The organism is Rickettsiales bacterium Ac37b (genome assembly GCA_000746585.2).
Lineage (GTDB): Bacteria > Pseudomonadota > Alphaproteobacteria > Rickettsiales > Arcanibacteraceae > Ac37b.
On sequence record CP009217.2, the window covers coordinates 1310781 to 1332010 of the forward strand.

A 21230-nucleotide genomic window follows, 5' to 3' on the forward strand; every position below is an offset into this window, starting at 1 on the left:
TATATATTAATTTTTTATAAGAGTTACAATGGGTAATAATCTACATGATTTTATACAAGCAAAGGTAGCAAAACTTATTTTTCCTACCAAACATCATGATTGGTATAAAAGATATGCAGGAAAAGACAACGAAGAAAGATTTAAAGATTTCTTACGTGTTAATCAAAAAAACCAATTAAAAGCAGGTGAAAAAGCTTATTATTATGAAGATTTTTCAAAATTAGAATCAATTTCACGGAATTTTATCAAAGCTATAGATTCTAAAGGTAATAAAGTTAAGTTAGATACCATTAGCCTAATACCTAACAATACCAAAAGTAAACCAGGTGCTGGACAACATATAATAAATTTCTTTGGTGTTTCCGAATATTATGAATGTAATTTCAGAGATATGGTTAGGCAGGCAGATATATCGTGAGCTATTATCCACGCTTTTAATCCTATGGGAATTAACTATAGTAATAGTTAAACATTTCTGTTTGGTGTATGTTTACTTGATTCTAAGACAGAGTTTGTAAAATATTTAGGATTTTGGTTAATTTTGTTATCAAAATTATTATCTTTTTTAGGTTGAATTTCATTAAATATCTGGTTTTGAGCTAGGTTTTCAGAAATATCCTGTTCAGGAGATTGTTTGGAATTTTCTGGTACATAAATGGGTTTAATTAAATTTTTTGTTCCTTCAATGGTCATTTGAAATGAGTCAGGTATGAGCTGTTTACTAGTTAAAATAGTAATACCAAAAATAGAATCTAGTAAAGGTAACATTATGCCTTGGGTTGTGAAAGTTGTTGTAGCAATTACTATTATGCCGAAGGTTGGTATAAGTCCTATTATAATTTTACTTATATTCTCGCTTATTGGGATTTCATCATTGGCAGATTTGATAGTTTGTATGTTAGGGGGAATTATTACCTACCATATTTTGATTAAGATAATTAGTTTGCTGGTTAGTATTAATAGAAATATGACGAGAAGAAGAATGGACCGCTTGCTCTATTTTATTATAAAAATTATTATTATATATATAGAGATTATGTAAATCTATTTTCATTGGTTTACCGTTTCTATTTTGAGCGTATAAAGCAATGTGAAATTTTTCAGGTGATTCTGTAAAAGAAATAGCCAATTTTTCAGAAGAAAAGGCTTTAGATATTCTGTTGTTATAATATGATTTAAATAGTTTGTTTATGATAGGAATTTTATCTATAAAAGTTTTTTGTTGTTCTTCTATAGATTGTATTAATTGTCTATCAGGTGATATAATGTATTTGGGCGATAGTTTTGTCGAAGAAATTTGTTTATTTGGATTATCTGAAAAAAATATTTCCTGATTATGTGATTTTGCATCATTAACTATAAAGGTATGGATAATGGCCTTATCACGCTGGAAGCTGTTATTACGTTCCTCCTTAAAATGAGCACGATGGATTTTTAATCGGCTAGGCTTAGCCTGATGAATATCTTGTATTTTCCCATTTAGGAATGTAATAGATTCCTCAGGATATACTGTAGTGATATTGGCATTGTTAGTCTTTATATATTCTGGGATAATGACGGTACCTGTAAAATTTTTACTTTCTGTAAATAAGAATTGTCCTTTGTATGGTCCATTTTTGACCAATCCTCCCAGAATTTCATTTCCCTTTTCGCCAGCTTTAACATAATTTACAAATTGAGTGCTAGTATGAGGCTGACAAGGGTATTGCTGCAAAATGTAAGATTTGCCTATATATTTTTGGTATTGAGGTACATAATTGTTTAAATTAACTTTAGGCATAAAATCAGAATTTTGTTGTGTATGGTTGCTAAGCGTTTTATGGCTATAAGAGTATGTGGAGTCATAAGTATTATAATTTTTATATTTGGTAATTATTGTAAGATTTTGATATGGATTAAGTATGATCTTTTTTTTCTCTTCAGATTGAATAATTTGTTTAAGAGTTTTAATGGCCTTATCGGTATTTTTCCAATCTATATCATATATATTTGTTTTGTTGTTAGACATAAATATACCCCACCATCTATGTGATAAGTTTAAATGATATAATGTTAATACTACTACAAAACGTTTAATTTTATATTAACTAAATATATTAATATATATTAATATATTATATAAAAATGTTTAATCTATTTATTTTTATGATATTTTTTTAAAAAAAGTTGTAATTCATTTTCACATATACCTAAACATTTCCATTCGCAGGTTTTACATGCGCTGTGAAATTTTTTTATCGTCATTTTATGACCAATACGTTTTTTAGCTTCTTTCCAAGAGAGTTGATCTCCGTCTTTTAGGTTAAGTATTCGTGCATATGCCTTGTCTAAGGGAGTTATATCTAATTGCTTTTTGCAGTGATTATTTAAATGATGTGGACATGGCGTACAAATAGAATCGATACCTTCTTTGACTATTATCATTGCATCAGAATCATATTTTAGTATATTGCTTATTTGTTTAAAATTTTTGATGAAATGAGTAGAATATCCTATATCTTGTAAGATCAAGCTACACATAAAATGATGGGGACGGAATACGAGTTGAGTCATTTTATTAGTCTAAGAATTAATGTTAATAATAATTTATAGTATAATAGTATCTATATAATAAATTAATAATTATACTATATATAATGTAATTTATTAATATTAACCATATAAATTAAAAAGTTAATTGTAAAGATGTTTTATAGGGAAATTGAATGGTAGAGCAATTATTTAATAAGAAATTATTACGACTTAGACGTAATAGAATAGCTTCTAATTTTTATTCACATGATTTTTTAATTAAACTTGCTACTCAGGATATAGAAGATAGGTTAAAAGATTTTAATAGAGATTTTTTTACTATACTAGATTTAGGATGTCATACAAAACAATTATTAAAAACCCATCAAGATAAGGAAATTATACATTTTGATTGTGCAATAGAGATATTTAACCATTCTGTAAGTAGTAAACCAAAAGTTATAGGTGATACAGAATGGGTACCTTTTGCAGATAATATTTTTGATTTGGTTGTAAGTGTTTTTAATTTTCATTTTGTTAATGATTTAGTTGGGACTTTAGTTCAGCTTAAAAATAGTTTAAAAAATAATGGTATATTAATGGCATCTATGTTAGGTGGGAATACTTTATACGAATTACGTCAAGCACTACTTGAAGCTGAAATTTTTACAGGTACTGGAGTGAGCCCACATATTATACCATTTGTGGATATTAAAGATATTGGCGCAGTGCTTCAAAGAGCAGGCTTTAGCTTACCTGTAGTTGATAGTTATGTAATTACTGTGAGCTATGATAATATCATACATTTGATGTATGATTTGCGTTATATGGGCGCAACTAATATATTATATAATAACACTCGAAATTATCTAGGCAAAAAAGTTTTAATGAAAGCTGACGAAATATATAAAAGTAAATTTTTCGATGATGAGAACAAGATTGAAGCTAGCTTTGAAATAATTACCATGATTGGATTAAAAGATTAAAAGTGGATGTAATGTATAATCACTCCACTTTTATAATTATATTATAATCTTTAACTTACCTAGATCTTGGTACTATATTATCTTCTTTGACATCACTTAGCTTTAAATGCTTAAAGATATTATACTGAATCTCAGGAGGTAGTTTTAGAGTTTTGTTACCTACTCTTGATTCCCAACTATTACATATTTTAGTTAACACCGCGAAATTACAGCTAATATAATTATCTACTCTATTTAAACACTCATTTATATTTTTTTTGTTCATGTTATGGGTTGTTTCAAAAAAGCTAACTAATAAATTTCTATTATTTTCATATATTTTTAGATGACTAATAACATCTGAAGATTTTGGATCCGGAAGATTTATACTAGGCGAATCAGGGGATGGAAAATGTTCTATAATCCATGATACTAAATTGGTTGTTTTATTCATCAGAGTGTTATACTCTTTCATTATTTGCTGCATTTTTGTCCTTTCGCCATGAGGTAATAATTGAGAATTACTACAATACTCTTGTAGACGATATCTGGCAGTTTTACCTTCTTCATTTACTATATCTAAATTAACATATCCTTGAAAATTATTGTTTAATAAAAACTGCTTAATGGGTTTAGGTCTAATGCTCTTATCCCTAAAATTTTCATAAATCATACTCGATAAAGCTGTATCACCTTTATTATTTTGGATGTTTGGATTAATATTTTTAGTATGCTTAAATATAACCTGTAACATATCATCACCAACATCATTATTATCTATTGCGTCATATGGAGTTTTTCCCCAGCTCTTGCGAGCTATTATATGTAAAGCAGTATCACCTTTATTATTTTGGCTATTTACGTTAATACGAGAATCCGATAATAAAACTTCAAGTAACATAACGTTAATGCCAGAAGCTGCAATATGTAATATGGTATTACCATCTTTATCTGTTTTATTTATATCTTCATGAGATAATGATTTCAATTTCTCAGCAATTGTTGGTGTTAGCTCATCAGGATTGATAAACATATCAAAATTACTCTTTTGACTTGCAGCAATTATTTCTTGGTATAGATCTTCAAAATTCATATTATCCTCCATGATATTAGCTTAAGCGTAATTAAATATTTATATTATATATACTATATTTATTAATAAATCAATTAATAACACATAAATGTATTAGAATTTTATAAAATTACAAAATAATGAAATATTTAATATAAAAGATACAAAAAAATACCCCTCTCAGTTTGTTTGAAATATGTTTTAGATGCTATAGTAAATTGCCACAGCTATAATCGTTCCGGATTCAAATCAATTTACTATAAGAACCATGAAAATTGTAAATTTGGATGTTAACTTGATTTAACAGATATACATTATATAATTATTGCTAATATCTTCGCTCAGATACCAATGTTGTTGTAGAAGGTTAAATTTTATACCCTTAATCTCTCTAGGCTCAAGATTATGCTGTCTTAAATATTTGGAGAGTTCTGATGGTAAAATAAATTTACTCCAGTTATGAGTACCAACCGGAAGCCAGCGTAAAATATACTCTGCAGCAATAATAGATTGTAAGAAAGAATTTACTGTACGATTTAGAGTAGATATAAACATAATACCAGAAGAATTAAGTAAACTTCTACACGCACTGATAAATTGATCTATATCTGCTACGTGTTCAATAATTTCTAGTGCTAAAATTATATCAAATTTTTGCTTAGAATTGGCAAGTTCTTCTACAGTATTGTGTAAGTAATTTATACTGAGTCCTGCATTTTTAGAATGCTCAGTCGCAATTTCTATATTAGTGTTGCTTGCATCTATTGCAGTTACTGTTCCTCCTAATCTAGCCATAGGTTCAGCTATTAATCCCCCCCCACATCCTATATCTAACAATTGCAGTTCCTTTAGAGGACAATAATCTTGAGATTTAATATTAAAATGGCTAATTATTTGGTCTCTAATATATTGAATGCGTATCGGGTTTAACATATGTAATGGCTTAAATTTGCCTTCAGGGTTCCACCATTCGGTAGCAATTTTAGCAAACTTTTCTATTTCTTCATGATCTACTGTAGACATAGTTTTATGAGTTACGATGTTAAATAGTGTTTTTGAGTATAGGTAGTTATTCAGACATTGTCTATATTATAATACTACCGGATAAAACTTTCTAAGAGATTATGAGAGTGTTAACAAAGCCTTTATTAACAATTTTTTTATCATTCTGGCGTACCCCTTCTTTCTCATTCCTGCTTCCTTTTTTGCCATACCCGTGAAAAGGGATAGCTAGGGATGTACTAAACTCCTAATTTTATCTTGAGTTAGCTTTTTAAGTTACACAATTACATCATTATTAATAAAAATTAACCTATATTTCAATAACAAAAGTAAATCTTTATATATAGTTATCAATATTAATGTATATTTAAAAGTATTATTTGACTTAATTTTATATTCAACAGAGAGAACACGAATTTAGAAAATTTTTTAATTAATTGGGATAAGGAATATAAAGATAAAATAGAGGAAATTCCTTTATTTAAGACTCAATATACTAAAGAATGGTCTTCTCAACAATGTATCTATTTTGCAAAGATATTCTACCATGCTAGAGGACATTTCCATGATTTTCTTTGGTATATTGGCAATCATGCAACTGATAAAGAGACTAAAGATATTATATTGAAAAATATTTCTGAAGAATTAAATAGCTCCTCTAAGTCACATGAGCAATTATATATAGAATTTGCAAATAGTGTAGGAGCAAACCTTGAAAAAGAATTAATTGATGAAGAAAATTACTTACCTTTTCTCCAAGATTTTAATCGTGGCCATTTAAAGTGGTTACATGCCCATGACGCCGATGAACGTTTTGCAGCACTCTCTGCCTATGAACGTCTTGATAATATTGATTATGTATACTTAATGAATATGGTAGAGTCTTTAAACATCAGTAGCTCTGGATAAATTTTTTTCAAAATTCACACACGTGTAGAACATTTTGAAAGTACAAAAACAAAATTACACGATATCTACAATATATACCCTGAAAAAATTGTTACAGGATTTAATTTCATTAAAAACCATCAACTTGAAATGTGGAAAAATTTATCTAACAACATTTTTAACTTTAATTTCTGAGTTTATAGCTTGATACATAATAATCTATAAATTAGATTTATTGAAATATAAATTAAATTTTTAATTTTGTTTAAACTATTTCTCCTTATACTTGATTATTAATAGATAGAATCATAAAGCTTTAATAATTACTCAATGATCCTTTGATTAATTTTTTATAGTGTAAATCAAGCAATTAATAGTTATATAAATAATAAGGATAATAATACCTATATAATGCAAACCTTTGGTATTATTATGATTTTGAATCATTTATTATATTTTTTTATTTTTGATTATCATTCTACAGAAATTATCAATAAAATAACTTTAAGAAGTATAGCCTGTATCTTATGCCTTCCTTTATTATTTAATAATTTCTACACTTTACCATTAAATTTTCATAAAAAATTATATTGGTATACAGTGCTTTTATATTGTTTACCTTTCTTTTTCACTTTCATGACATTATTAAATCATGCTTCTGCTGTATGGTTAATGAATTGTGTATCTGCAGCATTTTTTTTAGTACTTTTGGTTAATATTAAAGTTGCATTGTTAATTTTGCTTCTAGGTTCAAGCCTAGGTTTATTTCTATTTACTTATGTTTTTTCTTACAAGTTAGTTATAAATACAGGACAAATAACTTTATATGATATAGTAGCTACTTATTTTGCTGTAATTATTATAGGAGGTTTATTTGCTTATAAAAAAGAAAGCTATCAAAATATGAAGGACTATATCTCTCAAAATATACGGTTACATAATGAATTGCTAGAACATAAAGTCCAAGAAAGAACTATGGAGCTAGAACAAGCTCATGCAGAAGTGAAACTTGCTAACGAATCCCTAGAACAAAAAGTAGAGGAACGCACGGTCGAGCTTCAGCAAGCCTTAGCAGCCAAAACAGAGTTCCTCAATAACATGAGTCATGAGATTAGGACGCCGATGCAAGGGTTTACTGTGATTTCAACTTCCCTTGTTGAGCACTGGAAAGAGTTTAACGATGAGCGAAAATATGAATTAGCTAGTAAAATCGCAAGCAATGCCAAAAGATTGTCTTCACTTCTTAGCCATCTCCTTGATCTTTCTAAGTTCCAAGCAGGAAAGATGAGGCTTAGTTTAGAGAAGGTAGATTTAAATCTTATCATACTTGAGATGATTGACGAAGCTCAAACCCTATATATTAATGGCAAGCAGCTCCAAATTAATTTTACTCCTTTAAAAGAAGCATTTATACTGGCAGATAAAGAAAGAATAGGTCAAGTTCTTCGTAATTTATTTGTCAATAGCATCAAATTTAGCCCAAATAACTCTACTCTAACTGTTTCTTTAAAGCTTTCTGAAATCACCTATGATGATCAAAATAAAAATGAAGCTTATCATTTTACTATTAAAGATGAAGGGGTAGGCATTCCTGAAAATGAATTATATACTATCTTTGAGGTCTTTGTTCAAAGCAGTAAGACCAAAACTAAAGCAGGGGGAACTGGCCTTGGCCTTGCGATATGTAAAGAAATTATTGAGGCGCATCATGGTGAAATCTGGGCTGAAAATAATGAAGATAAGGGCGCAACTTTTAACTTTGTTGTTCCAATATCGCAGGCCAAACAAATGGACGGCCATCATATTATTGCAGAAAATAATGTCGAAATACCTATAAAACCTGCTACCCAAACTACTAAAACTGCTAACATTTTGATTATAGATGATGAAGATGCCTGCTTAATGAGTATGGAATTACTACTTTTTGGAAGTGGTTATAATCTCCATAAAGCAGCTGGTGGCGCTGCCGGCCTTGAATATCTGAAAGAACATTCTAAGGAAATAGATTTAATGATGCCAGATATTTATGGATTAAATGTACTAGCTGAGATCAAGCAGAACCCAGAGCTTGCTAAAATTCCTATTATTTTACAGACTGGTTCTTCCGATAGTGCCGAAATTGAAAGAGCATTCACACTTGGCATTGTCACCTATATCAAAAAGCCCTACCAAAGACAGAATATAATGTACGAAATTGCAGAAATATTGGATAGAAGGACCTAAATTTAACTTCTCCCTTAAGGGAGAGGTGAGGAAACTAAAAAATATTTAAGTTAGAATTATTAATTATAAAAGGCACATACTTATTTCACTTCTCCCCTAGGGGAGAAGTCATGAAAAACTTCAGTTTTGAGCGGATGAGGGGTATATTAAATAATTAGATTTATTAAACCCTCACCCGTATAAATGCAAGCATTTACACGACCTCTCCCTTAAGGGAGAGGTGAGGAAAACTAAAAAATATTTAAGTTAGAATTATTAATTATAAAAGGCACATACTTATTTCACCTCTCCCGAAGGAGAGGTAAAAAAAGTAATTATTTTTTCTTGCTTTTGCGGTAATGAAAAAAAAGAGTATATCTTATATATATAGCCAATCTCTCTTATAATTTTTTATCTGAGTCTAGTCCCAAATAGAGCTTAATTTACTATACACCATTTGATGGAGCTAATTTTCTTTGAGGTGCATTTCTCTCTTGATCTATACGTGCTGCCCATCTTGGGTTATTATTTACTTGAGGAGTATTTACTCCATTTTGAGCAGTTTGTGCATTATTGGCTGTATTTACAGGAGGGCTATTATTTTGATTATTGTTAGTTATATAGTTCCAAGTCTTTGTAATAGCACCCTTAGGTCCATATATTGCAATGGCTGCACCTGTTGCAATTATAGGAAGTGTAAGTGCACTTACGGCTAATAAAGATAATGTAGGCATCAAAAAATAGGCACATCCTGCAGCTATAGCAACTGGTGCTATTTTATTAGGCAAATTGCTGAGCATACTCATAGATAAGTTACTTCCACCCTTAGCTATAGTAAAAAGTACTGCTCCAATTGTATCGCAAACCAAATTAGCAGCGGATTTCATTAAGCCGGTAGTGAGCCTAGGGCGTCCACCTAATGCCATTATAGCTGCATCACCTACTAAACAGATGGCTAAAACTTGAGTTAATAATGTTAATCCTACATTAATCATAATATTACCTCTTATTTACTATTTTATGTAATTTAGAATTATTATATATAAATTATTAACAATTGTCAATTATTATATATAAAAATTAACTATTACTAAATTAGTATATAGATAAATTAATAATAAATAGGATAAGATAGGAAATTAAGTTGGTATATAATATAAGAGATAATATGCTTTACACTTCTCCTAGGGGAGAAGTGTAAGATAGGCAAATATGATATGTTTATTATCTTTCCCATCTGGATCTTTCGAGAGCTGTAGCTAGGTCTCTTTGGAATTGTACTTCTTCTCGAAAATTTCTTTGTGGTTCAGCCATTCTTTCCTGATCTATCTGTTGTATCCACCTCTGATTTACTGCAGGATCATATACTCTATGCGCATTGTGATTGACAAGGTTATGATTTCTACCGTTAGTTATATAGTTCCAAACATGGTTCATAGGTTCTTTGCAAGCATATAATGCAAGAGCTGTCCCTGCAACTAGAGGGAGTGGCAATGAATTTAAAGCTAATAAAGGTGATGTTGGCATATAATAATATGCAGCTCCTAGGGCTATCGCGCCTACGGTTGCTTTAGGAAATTGATTAAATACATTAGAGACTATGTTACCTGCTACATTAAGTCCAGCAGTACCTACTCCTCCTATGATGTTAAAAGCTAAGTTAGTAGTAGCATTAATTAATCCAGTAGTGATCCTTGCACTTCCTCCTAATGCCATTGTAGCCATATCACATATTAAGCCTACAGCTAGAGCTTGAGTTAATAATGTTAAAAGTATAGGAGCCATAATATTCCTTATTATTAATAGAATTTTAAATAATTATATAAGTATTTATATATAAATTATTTATAATAGTCAAATATAAATAAAGGTAAAAATTTATATCAGAATATAATTAAAGAAATGCCAATTACATGAAAACACTAGAGAAGTTTTAATTGTTCTATAGCATATTTTAAACTTATAGTTAGCATATACGTAACTCTTCGCTAACCTAACAAAGCATAGGTTTTGCTCATCATTCCTATCTGCTAAGGAAGATGAAAAAACTATAGACCTCATTTCACTACCTTCATAATATTCTTAATCTATTGATATATATTTTGCTGAAGGATTAATTTCATTACATTTTTTGCAATAACGTTATTTTTGGTATATATTGTGCAGATAAGCTATAATCCTAATCAAGAGGTCAAGTATGAAAGAGGAAGATTTTAGATTAGCAGGAATAGAGTTTTTCAAAATAATTGAGAGTCAAATTGATTATATCACCGAAGATATTATACCTCTTCAGTACGATAAACAAAAAAAATTTATACATCATTTAACAACCTATTTAGACCATAATTCTATACCAGAATTAGAAGAGTTACCCATATTAAATGACTCTGTAAAAGAATTGAACGAAACAAAAAAAAATTTTGAACAAAACTCTATTGCTAATAAATATACAGAACAAATTACTAAAGAAGATCTAAGCAGGATATATAAAGAAACTGCAAAATTAATAAATGAAAATATTTTATACAATATTAATGATAAAATATTCTCACTTCAAACTTCAGATGTTCAGAGCAGCGCTGGGTGGGATGAACTTGAACAAAAATATGCCATGGAATATTATAATAGTTCTGAAGAAAAACATCACACAATTATTGAGAGTTATCGTAGAGAGCTTAACGAAAAATTACAATCTAATATTAGAGAGCAACAACAAAGGGTAGAAGCAAGTAGACAGCAAAATCAAAGCACTAGTAATGTAGAAAAGCATGCATTTGTAAATGCAGGACTGTTATCTGATACTGAAATGTCATATTTAGTACATAACTATGAGTTATTAAACACATTATTGTTTATGCACTCTAATATGCAATACCCGAATAAGCTATTTACACTGTTTTATAGTGCACGTAATTTTTACCCTGGTAATAGCAATCAAGGCTTTATTGAATTAGGGGAAATAGATTATCAAAAAGTTATGATTATGCTCAGTAGTAATATCTTAAAATTACTAACTAACAAAGGTATAAGCTTTAAAGATATTAATTATTTAACTCAAAATGATCTCAAGCAGATATCTTTTTTAAATAATATCAAGAATAACGATACATTACTAAGTTTAGTGGTAAAGAAGAATATAAAATCTGTCTTATTACATTTGCTGAATATAAACGTTAATATTACAGATAAGTATGATCATAATCTTCTACATTATGCAATTTTATATAAGAGATTCGTATCACGTCTCATTGATGCAGGTATAGATGTAAATAGCAGAACAGTAAATGGTGAGACTCCATTACATTTTGCTGTCAATATTGGAAATTTAACTATGGTAGAAAAATTAATTAAAGCTGCTGCAGATATAAATGCCAAAACAACACAAGGTGAAACCGCCTTGCATTTTGCCGTAATGAAGAAAGATATAAAAATAATAAAAAAATTAATTCAATATGGTGCAGATGTAAAGAGCAAAACAATAAATCGGAAAACTGCCCTACATTTTGCGGCAGAAAAAGGCTATACAAAAATAGCAAAATTATTAATAAAATCTGAGGCACCTATTGATGCACAAACAATAGAGGGTAAAGCTGTTATACATTTTGCTGCAGATAATGGTTACATAAAAATAGTAAAAGAATTAATTAAGCATGGAGCAAATATTAATATTAAAACACTAGAGAATGTTACTCCTTTATATATGGCAACCAAGAATAAAAATATAAAAATAGTAAAAAATCTCCTTAAATATGGTGCAGATGCTAACCTTAAAACAACCTATCATAAGACTCCTCTCCATTTAGCGGCAGAGAATGGAGATATAGAAATAGTAAGAGAACTAATTAAATATGGAGCAAATGTAAACAGCAGAACCGTAGACAGTGAGACACCGTTACATTTTGCAGCCAATAAGGGAAATACAAAAATAGTAAAAGAGTTAATTGCACATGGTGCGGCTATTAATGTTAAAACACTACAAGGGGAAACTCCTTTAGACTTAGCGATGATTAAATTTAATCCCGAAATAATAAATATATTATCTGAACATAAAGCTAGTCTTGCTTCCAGGAGATATCTTAAATCTTTCCAGGATTTTACAAAAATTGTAGGTAATGTAGGTATGGTTTTAGATGAGGGTGAAAGTTCTGGTCATTGCAGTAATCTTAGAAGAAAGCGCGCTATAAATTGTAAAGAAGAAAATAGAGTGTCATATGAGCCATTGGAGTATGAGGAGTTACCTAATATAATACAGTCTTCTATAAACAGGTATTATAATATTCTTTTGTCTGAGATATGGAAGATAGATAATAATGTTAAACAACATTCGAAGGTAAGCAAAGTTATTAAATTATACGGACATGTAGTAGAGATATTAAAAATTCCAAAAAATAATTGGAGTAAAAATCAATCACAAATTTTTAAACAATATAATAGCTTGGTTAGAAAGATTGAAAGCATCAGTCTAGAATCTACTATATTAAAAGAAATTACAGAAGAGGAAAGAGGAAAATATAATAGTGTTATATATGATAATGGGCAAATTTCAATATTAATGCTTAGAAATGAAGATCACTATAAATTGTATAGTGCTAATTTAAATTATAAAAAATTATTTAAGATAAAAAATCAACTTTTACCTCAAGAATTAAATTCCTTTATTAAGGAGTTATTTAGGTGGCATGGCTCTAATAAGGATTATAAGTTATATATTACAACTGGGGATCAAGCTAGGTTCAAAGAATTATTTTTAACTGATATAGACTCGCTCATGGAATTATCAGATAAAACTCTATTATTAACTTTTAACCATAAGATTAGTAACCTAACATACGAGACTATAATTAACTTATTTATGATAGATAATAAAACAATCAATCACAAAGAATTAAATGATGATTTTTTTAAGATTAATCAATATAGGCTGACTTTACGAGTTGATAAATTACATGAATTCTTACAAAATTTAAATACAGAGGAAAAAGCACATTTATTTCATATTATCAAGGAATATAATATAAAAGGATCTTGGAGTGATGCCGCTCAAAAGTTAAGTAATATAGAACAACATTTGATGGATAATTACGTTAAACATGTGATAGATATAGTCAATTAAGTTGAGAATGGCATAGAGAAGCCATAATCAATAGCATCGCTAAGGTTATTAAAATTAGTAATGATAGGTTTGATTTTAGCTTTTAAATGAGCCCAATATTTTTCAATTGGGTTGAGATCAGGAGAGTAAGGTGGTAAGAATAAAAGTTTACAGCCTATATCTTCTATTAAATTCCTAGTTCTAGCTGACTTATGGAACGTTGCATTATCAAGTATTACAACTTGACCAAATCTTAGTTCGGGCACCAAACACTGACTAACCCACTCGTTAAAAACTTCTGTATTACATGTGCCCTTGAAACACATTGGCGCAATAATTTTCTTCCCAACCTTACCTGCAATAAAGCTTTCTCGATCATGTTTTTTACCTGAGATATCACCATAAACTTTACTTCCTCTGAGACTGTATCCCCAAGAATAGTACAAATAGCTATCAATTCCACTCTCATCAATATAAACTATATCTTCCGCTTTATAGTTTGCGATAGCTGCCAAAAATAATTGCCGTTTTGCTTCATCCCGTTCACGATAGAGTGTGGTCTTTTTTTTCGTGTGATCCCCAAAGTCTTGAATGCCAAACAGATAGCAGCTGTAGACACATTAAAAACCTTTGCAAAATCAGATAATAGCCAATTGCTGTTTTTAGACACCTCGTTTAATAATTTGATTGGATCAAGCTTCTTCCATGGCTTAGCTGCTCGTGTGGCTGCTAAATTCCCGGATTTCGATCTCGATAACCATCTATAAATTGTTCTTTCACCTATGCCAAAAATTCTTGCAGCTTCTTCTCTGGTATAACCTTTATTAACATAGTGAATTACTTTTTTACGTAAATCTAAGGAATATGCCATTGCTTCTACTGTTTTGGGTTTATGAGCTTTTTAATATATCATATATCATGTCTTTATCAACTTAATTTACTATATAATAAATGTCCAAGGAAGTATTGACCTATTAATGTTATCAAAACTATCGCAGCAGCTGTTAGAGGACTATATAAAATTTGAGGATAACATACCAGAATCTCTAGCCCATGATATAGTTAAATCTTACCAAAATTTACTACAAAAATTTTCTAGCAATAAAGTACTGAAGGAAACCGGTTTACAAACATTGTTTTTTCTACCTACCTTAATAAAATCTATAAATTTGCATAATTATACACCTTTAGTAGAAACAATTGTAATGGTAGGTGGGGATATTACATCTAATGTAGTTCTGAATAAGGTGATTAATCATATACAAGTAGTCAAAACATTAAGTAATCCAATAATGAAAATATATACTATATACTCTATTATAGAACTACATAAAGAATTAAATCAAATGCCTGATGATGATCCTCGAAAAGAGAAATTTAAGATCTCTTTGATGTTACAGTATGAAAATGCAGGATTACTAATAATGGATATACTAGGTATAGAAACAATGCCATTATGGATAATATCATTTGCTGTACAATTAATTTTTGAAACATATGAATTTAAAAAAGAATATAATCTAGATATTTCTTATTTAGATGCGTTTTTAATGGAGTTAGGTTTTGAGCAAGATAGGTTGACCAGAATTTTTGATGAGAGAAGTTTAGTACAAGAATATTTATCATACAATAAATATTTAGGTTGGCAAATAGTACAAATACCAAAAATTGATAAAGATGTCTGGGAGTATATAGATGAACAACATATACCCATAAAGATCTTAAATCAGATAAATAAGAAGATCGCAGCTCATAAAGCCTGTAACGATTTAGACATTAGGGAAGATATATATAAATTAACAGTAAAATTTTATACTAAAACTAAAGCTAGTATATGGGGGCCGGCATTTAATGTAAATAAAAAATGTTATACGACTGGAATCAAAAGTAAAGAATGGGCAATTAAAAAGCTATATATATCACCACAAAATTCAGATATTGGTTTTAGTGAATTTACGAATCAAAAAATTGTGAGGTTAGAATCCAATAATTGGTTTTTAGATCATTTCAAGCAACAAAAGGAAGAGTGGTGTAGAGTACCGCAGTTAGATAAAGGAAGTGATGTATGTCCATTTACTACAAATAAATCTCCTATTTTACAAAATACAGGATTTACTGCAGTGTATATTAATAAAAATTCACATCAATTAAATAATATATTTCTACATTATAATCCAGTTTTTGGAAGCGTTCATATGAAGATTAAGGCAAATGGTCTTAAAACCATGGATTACATTAACAAAGTGCATTTAATAGAAATAGATAGTAATATAAGTTATAATAATTCTATGCCTTACACATTTCACATTTTAGTTTTGGCTAAGCAATATAAAGTATTTTATCCTTTACATAAGAATAATGCAGAACTCAGTGTAATGTCTGATAATGATAGAGTGATAACTTCTTACACTATAGATAATCATAGCCCTTGTGCTATTTATGATGTGAATAGTTACACCAAAATAAACTTTATTTTTGATCACAATTTAAACAATACCGATTATTACTATACTTATGGTATAGCACGCCATATAACAATAAATAAGATTAATGACCAAGAAAGTTATACTGAAAGTAATATATATTTACTTTCTGATAAGAAATATTTAAGCATAACATATAATCATCATATCATCAGTCAGAAACAAATTTTTGGGGCAAAACATTTAGAAGTTTTTAATGTACAGGGACTAAATGCAAATAGTACCTTAGAAATTGAGAATAATACCCAAACTTTTAATATAACTGTATTTGGTAATATAACTATTACTCATAAAGAATCTGCTTTTGTTATAGATGTGCAATCTCCATCGGTTGATGCGATTGGTATACATAAAAGTGAAATTGCGAATGGCGGTATTATTTATAATATAACAGTAAATAATATGGATGATGTACTGAGAAATATTGTTAGATATAAGGAAGAAGACAGTTCTCAAATTGATTTAGAATTTTCTATTCTCAATAAAAAATGTTTGTTTAAGAATATCGTTTCAAAAAATATTATTATAACTTTTAACGGTAAATTAGAAACATTCAATGTAATTTTAGTGATGGATATAAATGAAAAAATATTAAATATTGTGAACTCTGAAACTACGACATCAATAATTACTCATTATAACGATAATAACATTAATATAGAAGGATATCTTCTAGGTATATTTACTTACAAACGAGAAATAGGTAATAAGAAAATTATTGGTAATAGTGATTATTTAAGTAATACTGACAACTATAGTTTTGTATATGAAGATGGAATATTTTATGAATTTATAAAATGTAATAACACAAGAATTCTACATCACTTTCCTAACTATAACCAGGATATTGTGATTAATAATATTCAATATGCAATTAATAATGGTCAAATATGGGCGCTTGATAATATATCTGATCTCGTCAATATCAAAGATCTATTATATGTAAATTTCGGAGAAGGAATGACTCAATTAGGTATTAGCTTTCCTATGAATATAGAAGAAGTAACCTTAACTTATCATAATAATTCATTGGTTATAATGAACGGCCTGAACTTAAAGGAAATACTACCAGACACAAAATTAAAATTTAATAATTTGGAGCTGACATTTAATATTATAAACAAAACTATAATTCATGATACAGATTTGGAACAAGAAAATACCACCCTATTAGGAGATTTATATACTATTTATTAAAAATTATTGAAATATAGAATAAAATTAGATCAAAAGATTGCTAATAAAGACTTTGTTAACAGTTCCACAGTTACTAGAATATTTTAAGAGCAATAGTAATTCCATCTTGGGAGGGTAACAAAATACTTATATATTTTTTTTCATCGGCTAATCTTAAATTAAATTCATGTATTGCTTCCTTGGCAGTATTGCTAATTCTTTTATCATACTGCCGATCACCATATACAGAACCTGATAATAAGGTATTATCTCCTATAATTAAGCCTCTATATCTTAAATTTTCTTCTGCCCAATCGAGATATTTTGGATAATTTACTTTATCCGCATCAATAAAAATTGCATCAAAAGGTGCCTCACCTGATAATTCTTTTAATGCCTCTTTTGCTGATTTTTTATGCAATATAATTTTGCTGTTACCACGAAAATTTCTGAAAGTTTGTTCAGCAAGAATTTGCCTTTTTTGGTCATGTTCAATGGTATGCACTTCTCCGCCATCAATAAGCGCTCTAGCAATCCATATAGTAGAATAACCAGCTAATGTACCTACTTCTATTACCTTGCGTGCTTGTATTATGCTTAATAATAAGTATAATAATTTACCTTCCTCAGGACTTATATGTATAGGTAAATCAAATTTCTTTATGTTATTATCAATTTTTAATAACAACTCATCCTCTTTAGCAAAAAGATTTTTGATATAATCATGTATTAAATTTGTAGATGAAGTGCGCATTACTAACTTAATAACTCATTTATAAAGTCATCTAAACCTATTTGCCTTTTTCTTTTTAAGCGTTCTGCTTCTAAGATAGACATAATTTTTTTCATGCTATCCTCAATATTATCATTAATGATAACATAATCATAGCTAACCCAATTACTAATTTCATTACTAGCACCAGCCATTCTTTCCTGTAATACGTCTGCAAGATCTTGATTTCTACCTCTAAGTCTTTGTTCTAATACTTTCATTGATGGAGGTAAAATAAACACGCTTACAACTTGATCTGGAGCTTTTTTCTTTAATTGGGCTGCACCTTGCCAATCAACATCAAATAATACATCTATACCATTTGCCAAAATTTCTTCAATCTTTTGCCTTGGAGTACCATAATAATAACTAAATACACGCGCATGCTCAAGTAATTCATTATTGAGAATCATGGTATCATACTGATGTTTATTAATAAAATAATAATCTATACCTTCACGTTCTTCTGGTCTTTTTAAACGCGTAGTAACCGATACAGACATTACTAAATTGTCGCTATTATCTAGTAAATGCCGTGCAAGAGTAGTCTTACCTGCACCAGACGGTGAAGATAAAATAAACATTAAGCCATGACGTTTTATTTGTATATTACTCATCTTAAAATATAATAAATATTGTATTCAATAAATTGGCACTATATTATTTAACCTTTTATTAGTCTAGAGTAATTATGGCATATTTACCTAAAACTATTTTAATTACCGGTGCAAGTAGTGGCCTAGGAGCTAGTTTAGCTCAGGCTTATGCTAAACCCGGCATAACCTTATTTTTAATTGCCAGAGATCAAGAACGCTTATCGCAAATAGCATTTAATTGCGAGATACAAGGGGCCAAAACTTATACTAAAATTATAGATGTACGAAATAAGGAATCTATGAGTGAATGGTTATCAACTTTAAGCCTTGATTTGGTAATTGCTAATGCGGGTATATCTGCCGGCTCTGAAAATGGTATGGAATCTTTAGAGCAAATTGAGCAAGTATTTGATACTAATTTACATGGAGTACTCAATACCATTTTACCTGTTATACCACAATGCATTAAAAATAATCATGGACAAATTGCCATTATTAGCTCTTTAGCTGGATATCGTGGTTTACCAAACTGCCCATCTTACTCAGCTAGTAAAGCTGCTGTAAAAGTTTATGGAGAAGCATTAAGGGGGCTATTAGCTGTTCATAATATAGGAATTACCGTAATTACCCCTGGATATATTAAAACTCCTCTAACATCTAAGAACAAGTTTCCTATGCCATTTATAATAACCGCAGATAAAGCTGCAGCTATCATTAAAGAAAAATTAAAATATAATCCTTCATTAATTGCTTTTCCGTATTTATTTTATTTGATAGTACGCTGTATAAGTTTATTACCCGCAGGTATAATAGACAGCATTTTAACAAAATTACCTGCTAAACAGGCTATTAAGTCTCATAATTTTGAGTAAATAAATATTTTTTTATATGGGATTGTCACTAAGAATGAAGAGCAAAGCGTATATACTAATATATGGGCTATGGATGACAACGTAGCATCCCCCAACTTCTCTTACTACATATTATTCTTCAACACAATTTGTATTACCTAATAGACAAACATCCACACACTTTACATCTTCAGGTATAACAATTTTGCTATTATCTATTTCCCTTAATTTATATGCTGATATAACATCAATACGTTGTTTTTCTTTATCACAACCATCATATAAAAATCCTATAATATAATTGTCAGTTTTTACTTCAAATCCATTATCTAATTTAATTATATATTGTTCTCTGGTAGGGTCTTTCAAAGATGTAAACTCTACCATGTCTACATATCTTAACTTATGTGGGTGATGGTAAAACGGTATATCAATACATTTACCTCCACAATGTACAAATTTATTATTGTCTAAGTAATTATTGATTGCATTATGAATGTACATATTACCTCCCGAATAGGAAATATTTAGAATATGAAATATAGCATAAAATTAGTTTCAAATATTGCTATAGTAAATTGATTTGAATTCGGGACGCGGTTATAGCTGTTGCAATTTAAATATTACTTTGTTGTTCGTTGCCTACAATATTATTTCTACGCTTTGCTTTGCGCCTCACGTCTCGTATTATTTTGAATTGCTTTTGCTATAGCTCAAAGCTCTCCTACTATAGTAGTTTCAAATGAAGGTGCATATGTCGTCATGTGTCGCTCTCCTAGCAATTATAGTAAAAACATTTGAATTTGCATACGGCGTCATTCGTTGCTCACCTAGCAATTAGTAGGCTTTGCTCCTCATTCCTTGTATCAAACTTCAACTGTTTTTACTATAGTAGGCGTAGGCTCCTCATTCCGAGTGTCATCTCCATTTGACACTGCTATATTTGTAGGATTCCCTTTATCTATCCTCGTCCCAAATACAACTTAATTTACTAATAATAAAGATTTTGTTAACAATCCCATATAATAAAAATACATTAAAGCGTTACTAAAACTGAGTTCTGTTCTGAAAACTAAATATTTAACATTTATGTATTTTAATTCTCTATAATTTAGTTATTTATATAATATAAATTAATTATTCTGCATAATCATAATAGTTATTTAGAGCGTCAAAATTAATTATCTAAATTCGCAGTATTTTCACCATTCAATCCAATCTCATTAGATTCAGGTGAAGCTGGTGCAAAAATTACTTTTTCTAAAGGGTGAATCATAATATTCTCCTTAATTAAGAATTTAAGGCTTTCTATATTATTAACCATATCTATAATAATACCATCTAAATAGTTAATTTTTTATGAATATAAGCCTAAAATATTTATTTATTAATAAATAGCCTATAATTAGCTTAATATATAAACTATAGTAAATTGAGTTGTATTTGGGACGAGGAGCGATAGAGCAAATTCTACAATTAGTAGGAGAGCTTTGAGCTAACTGTGTCTGCAAATTCAAATGCTTTGACGGTATTTTAAAGCTGTAAGCAAAATTTCATAACGATTTTAAAAATCGTAGTATATTAATAAATATTCTTTACTAGTCTCTGCACCTAATAAAA

19 protein-coding genes and 1 pseudogene are annotated in these 21230 nt (G+C 29.2%); 7 read left to right on the top strand and 13 right to left on the bottom strand.

Annotation, left to right across the window (positions count from 1 at the left end):
* The first annotated feature begins 28 nt into the window (after window positions 1-28).
* Window positions 29-418 (top strand): hypothetical protein, encoded by a 390-nt coding sequence (locus tag NOVO_06640; GenBank protein AIL65677.1) that lies wholly within the window; start codon window positions 29-31, stop codon window positions 416-418.
* 47 nt (window positions 419-465) lie between these two features.
* Here the strand turns inward: NOVO_06640 and NOVO_06645 are convergent, their stop codons facing one another.
* From NOVO_06645 to NOVO_06655, 3 genes are all read right to left on the bottom strand, one after another.
* Window positions 466-768: a hypothetical protein gene (locus tag NOVO_06645; GenBank protein AIL65678.1), complete on the bottom strand. Its 303-nt coding sequence runs from the start codon at window positions 766-768 to the stop codon at window positions 466-468.
* Window positions 769-898: 130 nt separating this feature from the next.
* Window positions 899-2008, bottom strand: a complete 1110-nt coding sequence (locus tag NOVO_06650) for a hypothetical protein (GenBank protein AIL65679.1) — start codon at window positions 2006-2008, stop codon at window positions 899-901.
* A 125-nt stretch (window positions 2009-2133) separates the two neighbouring features.
* Window positions 2134-2553: a hypothetical protein gene (locus NOVO_06655; GenBank protein AIL65680.1), complete on the bottom strand. Its 420-nt coding sequence runs from the start codon at window positions 2551-2553 to the stop codon at window positions 2134-2136.
* A 152-nt stretch (window positions 2554-2705) separates the two neighbouring features.
* Between NOVO_06655 and NOVO_06660 the strand changes: the two genes are divergently transcribed.
* Complete coding sequence (locus NOVO_06660; GenBank protein AIL65681.1) at window positions 2706-3497, top strand: biotin biosynthesis protein BioC; 792 nt, start codon at window positions 2706-2708, stop codon at window positions 3495-3497.
* A gap of 55 nt (window positions 3498-3552) precedes the next feature.
* Here the strand turns inward: NOVO_06660 and NOVO_06665 are convergent, their stop codons facing one another.
* The gene (locus NOVO_06665) at window positions 3553-4569 is read right to left on the bottom strand and encodes an Ankyrin repeat protein (GenBank protein AIL65682.1); all 1017 of its coding nucleotides are present in this window, start codon (window positions 4567-4569) and stop codon (window positions 3553-3555) included.
* 279 nt (window positions 4570-4848) lie between these two features.
* Window positions 4849-5571 (bottom strand): Ubiquinone biosynthesis O-methyltransferase, encoded by a 723-nt coding sequence (ubiG, locus tag NOVO_06670; GenBank protein ID AIL65683.1) that lies wholly within the window; start codon window positions 5569-5571, stop codon window positions 4849-4851.
* A 372-nt stretch (window positions 5572-5943) separates the two neighbouring features.
* On the opposite strand from ubiG, the pseudogene NOVO_06675 reads away from it, so the two are divergent.
* Both NOVO_06675 and NOVO_06680 read left to right on the top strand, forming a co-directional pair.
* A pseudogene (locus NOVO_06675) lies at window positions 5944-6633 on the top strand (putative folate metabolism protein; disrupted).
* A 216-nt stretch (window positions 6634-6849) separates the two neighbouring features.
* Entirely contained in the window at window positions 6850-8661 is a 1812-nt protein-coding gene (locus NOVO_06680) for a Sensor histidine kinase (protein ID AIL65684.1), read from the top strand.
* A gap of 425 nt (window positions 8662-9086) precedes the next feature.
* Here the strand turns inward: NOVO_06680 and NOVO_06685 are convergent, their stop codons facing one another.
* Complete coding sequence (locus NOVO_06685; GenBank protein ID AIL65685.1) at window positions 9087-9635, bottom strand: hypothetical protein; 549 nt, start codon at window positions 9633-9635, stop codon at window positions 9087-9089.
* Window positions 9636-9864: 229 nt separating this feature from the next.
* Window positions 9865-10425 (bottom strand): hypothetical protein, encoded by a 561-nt coding sequence (locus NOVO_06690; GenBank protein AIL65686.1) that lies wholly within the window; start codon window positions 10423-10425, stop codon window positions 9865-9867.
* A gap of 412 nt (window positions 10426-10837) precedes the next feature.
* Here NOVO_06690 and NOVO_06695 point away from each other — a divergent pair, with 412 nt between their 5' ends.
* Window positions 10838-13753, top strand: a complete 2916-nt coding sequence (locus tag NOVO_06695) for an Ankyrin repeat protein (GenBank protein AIL65687.1) — start codon at window positions 10838-10840, stop codon at window positions 13751-13753.
* On the opposite strand, the gene NOVO_06700 is transcribed toward NOVO_06695, so the two are convergent.
* Both NOVO_06700 and NOVO_06705 read right to left on the bottom strand, forming a co-directional pair.
* Window positions 13750-14058 carry a hypothetical protein gene (locus NOVO_06700; GenBank protein AIL65688.1) on the bottom strand — a complete coding sequence of 103 codons (309 nt, stop codon included), beginning with the start codon at window positions 14056-14058 and terminating at the stop codon, window positions 13750-13752. The genes NOVO_06695 and NOVO_06700 overlap by 4 nt on opposite strands.
* A 152-nt stretch (window positions 14059-14210) precedes the next feature.
* On the bottom strand, window positions 14211-14603 hold the full coding sequence (locus tag NOVO_06705; protein AIL65689.1) for a Transposase: 393 nt from the start codon (window positions 14601-14603) through the stop codon (window positions 14211-14213).
* A gap of 106 nt (window positions 14604-14709) precedes the next feature.
* On the opposite strand from NOVO_06705, the gene NOVO_06710 reads away from it, so the two are divergent.
* The gene (locus NOVO_06710; GenBank protein AIL65690.1) at window positions 14710-17412 is read left to right on the top strand and encodes a hypothetical protein; all 2703 of its coding nucleotides are present in this window, start codon (window positions 14710-14712) and stop codon (window positions 17410-17412) included.
* A 73-nt stretch (window positions 17413-17485) separates the two neighbouring features.
* Here the strand turns inward: NOVO_06710 and NOVO_06715 are convergent, their stop codons facing one another.
* Both NOVO_06715 and gmk read right to left on the bottom strand, forming a co-directional pair.
* On the bottom strand, window positions 17486-18145 hold the full coding sequence (locus NOVO_06715) for a Putative O-methyltransferase (GenBank protein ID AIL65691.1): 660 nt from the start codon (window positions 18143-18145) through the stop codon (window positions 17486-17488).
* 2 nt (window positions 18146-18147) lie between these two features.
* Entirely contained in the window at window positions 18148-18780 is a 633-nt protein-coding gene (gmk, locus tag NOVO_06720; GenBank protein AIL65692.1) for a Guanylate kinase, read from the bottom strand.
* A 74-nt stretch (window positions 18781-18854) separates the two neighbouring features.
* On the opposite strand from gmk, the gene ydfG reads away from it, so the two are divergent.
* The gene (gene ydfG, locus NOVO_06725) at window positions 18855-19631 is read left to right on the top strand and encodes an NADP-dependent 3-hydroxy acid dehydrogenase YdfG (protein ID AIL65693.1); all 777 of its coding nucleotides are present in this window, start codon (window positions 18855-18857) and stop codon (window positions 19629-19631) included.
* Between the two features lie 111 nt (window positions 19632-19742).
* On the opposite strand, the gene NOVO_06730 is transcribed toward ydfG, so the two are convergent.
* Window positions 19743-20114: a hypothetical protein gene (locus NOVO_06730; protein AIL65694.1), complete on the bottom strand. Its 372-nt coding sequence runs from the start codon at window positions 20112-20114 to the stop codon at window positions 19743-19745.
* Window positions 20115-20787: 673 nt separating this feature from the next.
* Window positions 20788-20934 carry a hypothetical protein gene (locus NOVO_06735; protein AIL65695.1) on the bottom strand — a complete coding sequence of 49 codons (147 nt, stop codon included), beginning with the start codon at window positions 20932-20934 and terminating at the stop codon, window positions 20788-20790.
* Window positions 20935-21230: the final 296 nt, after the last annotated feature.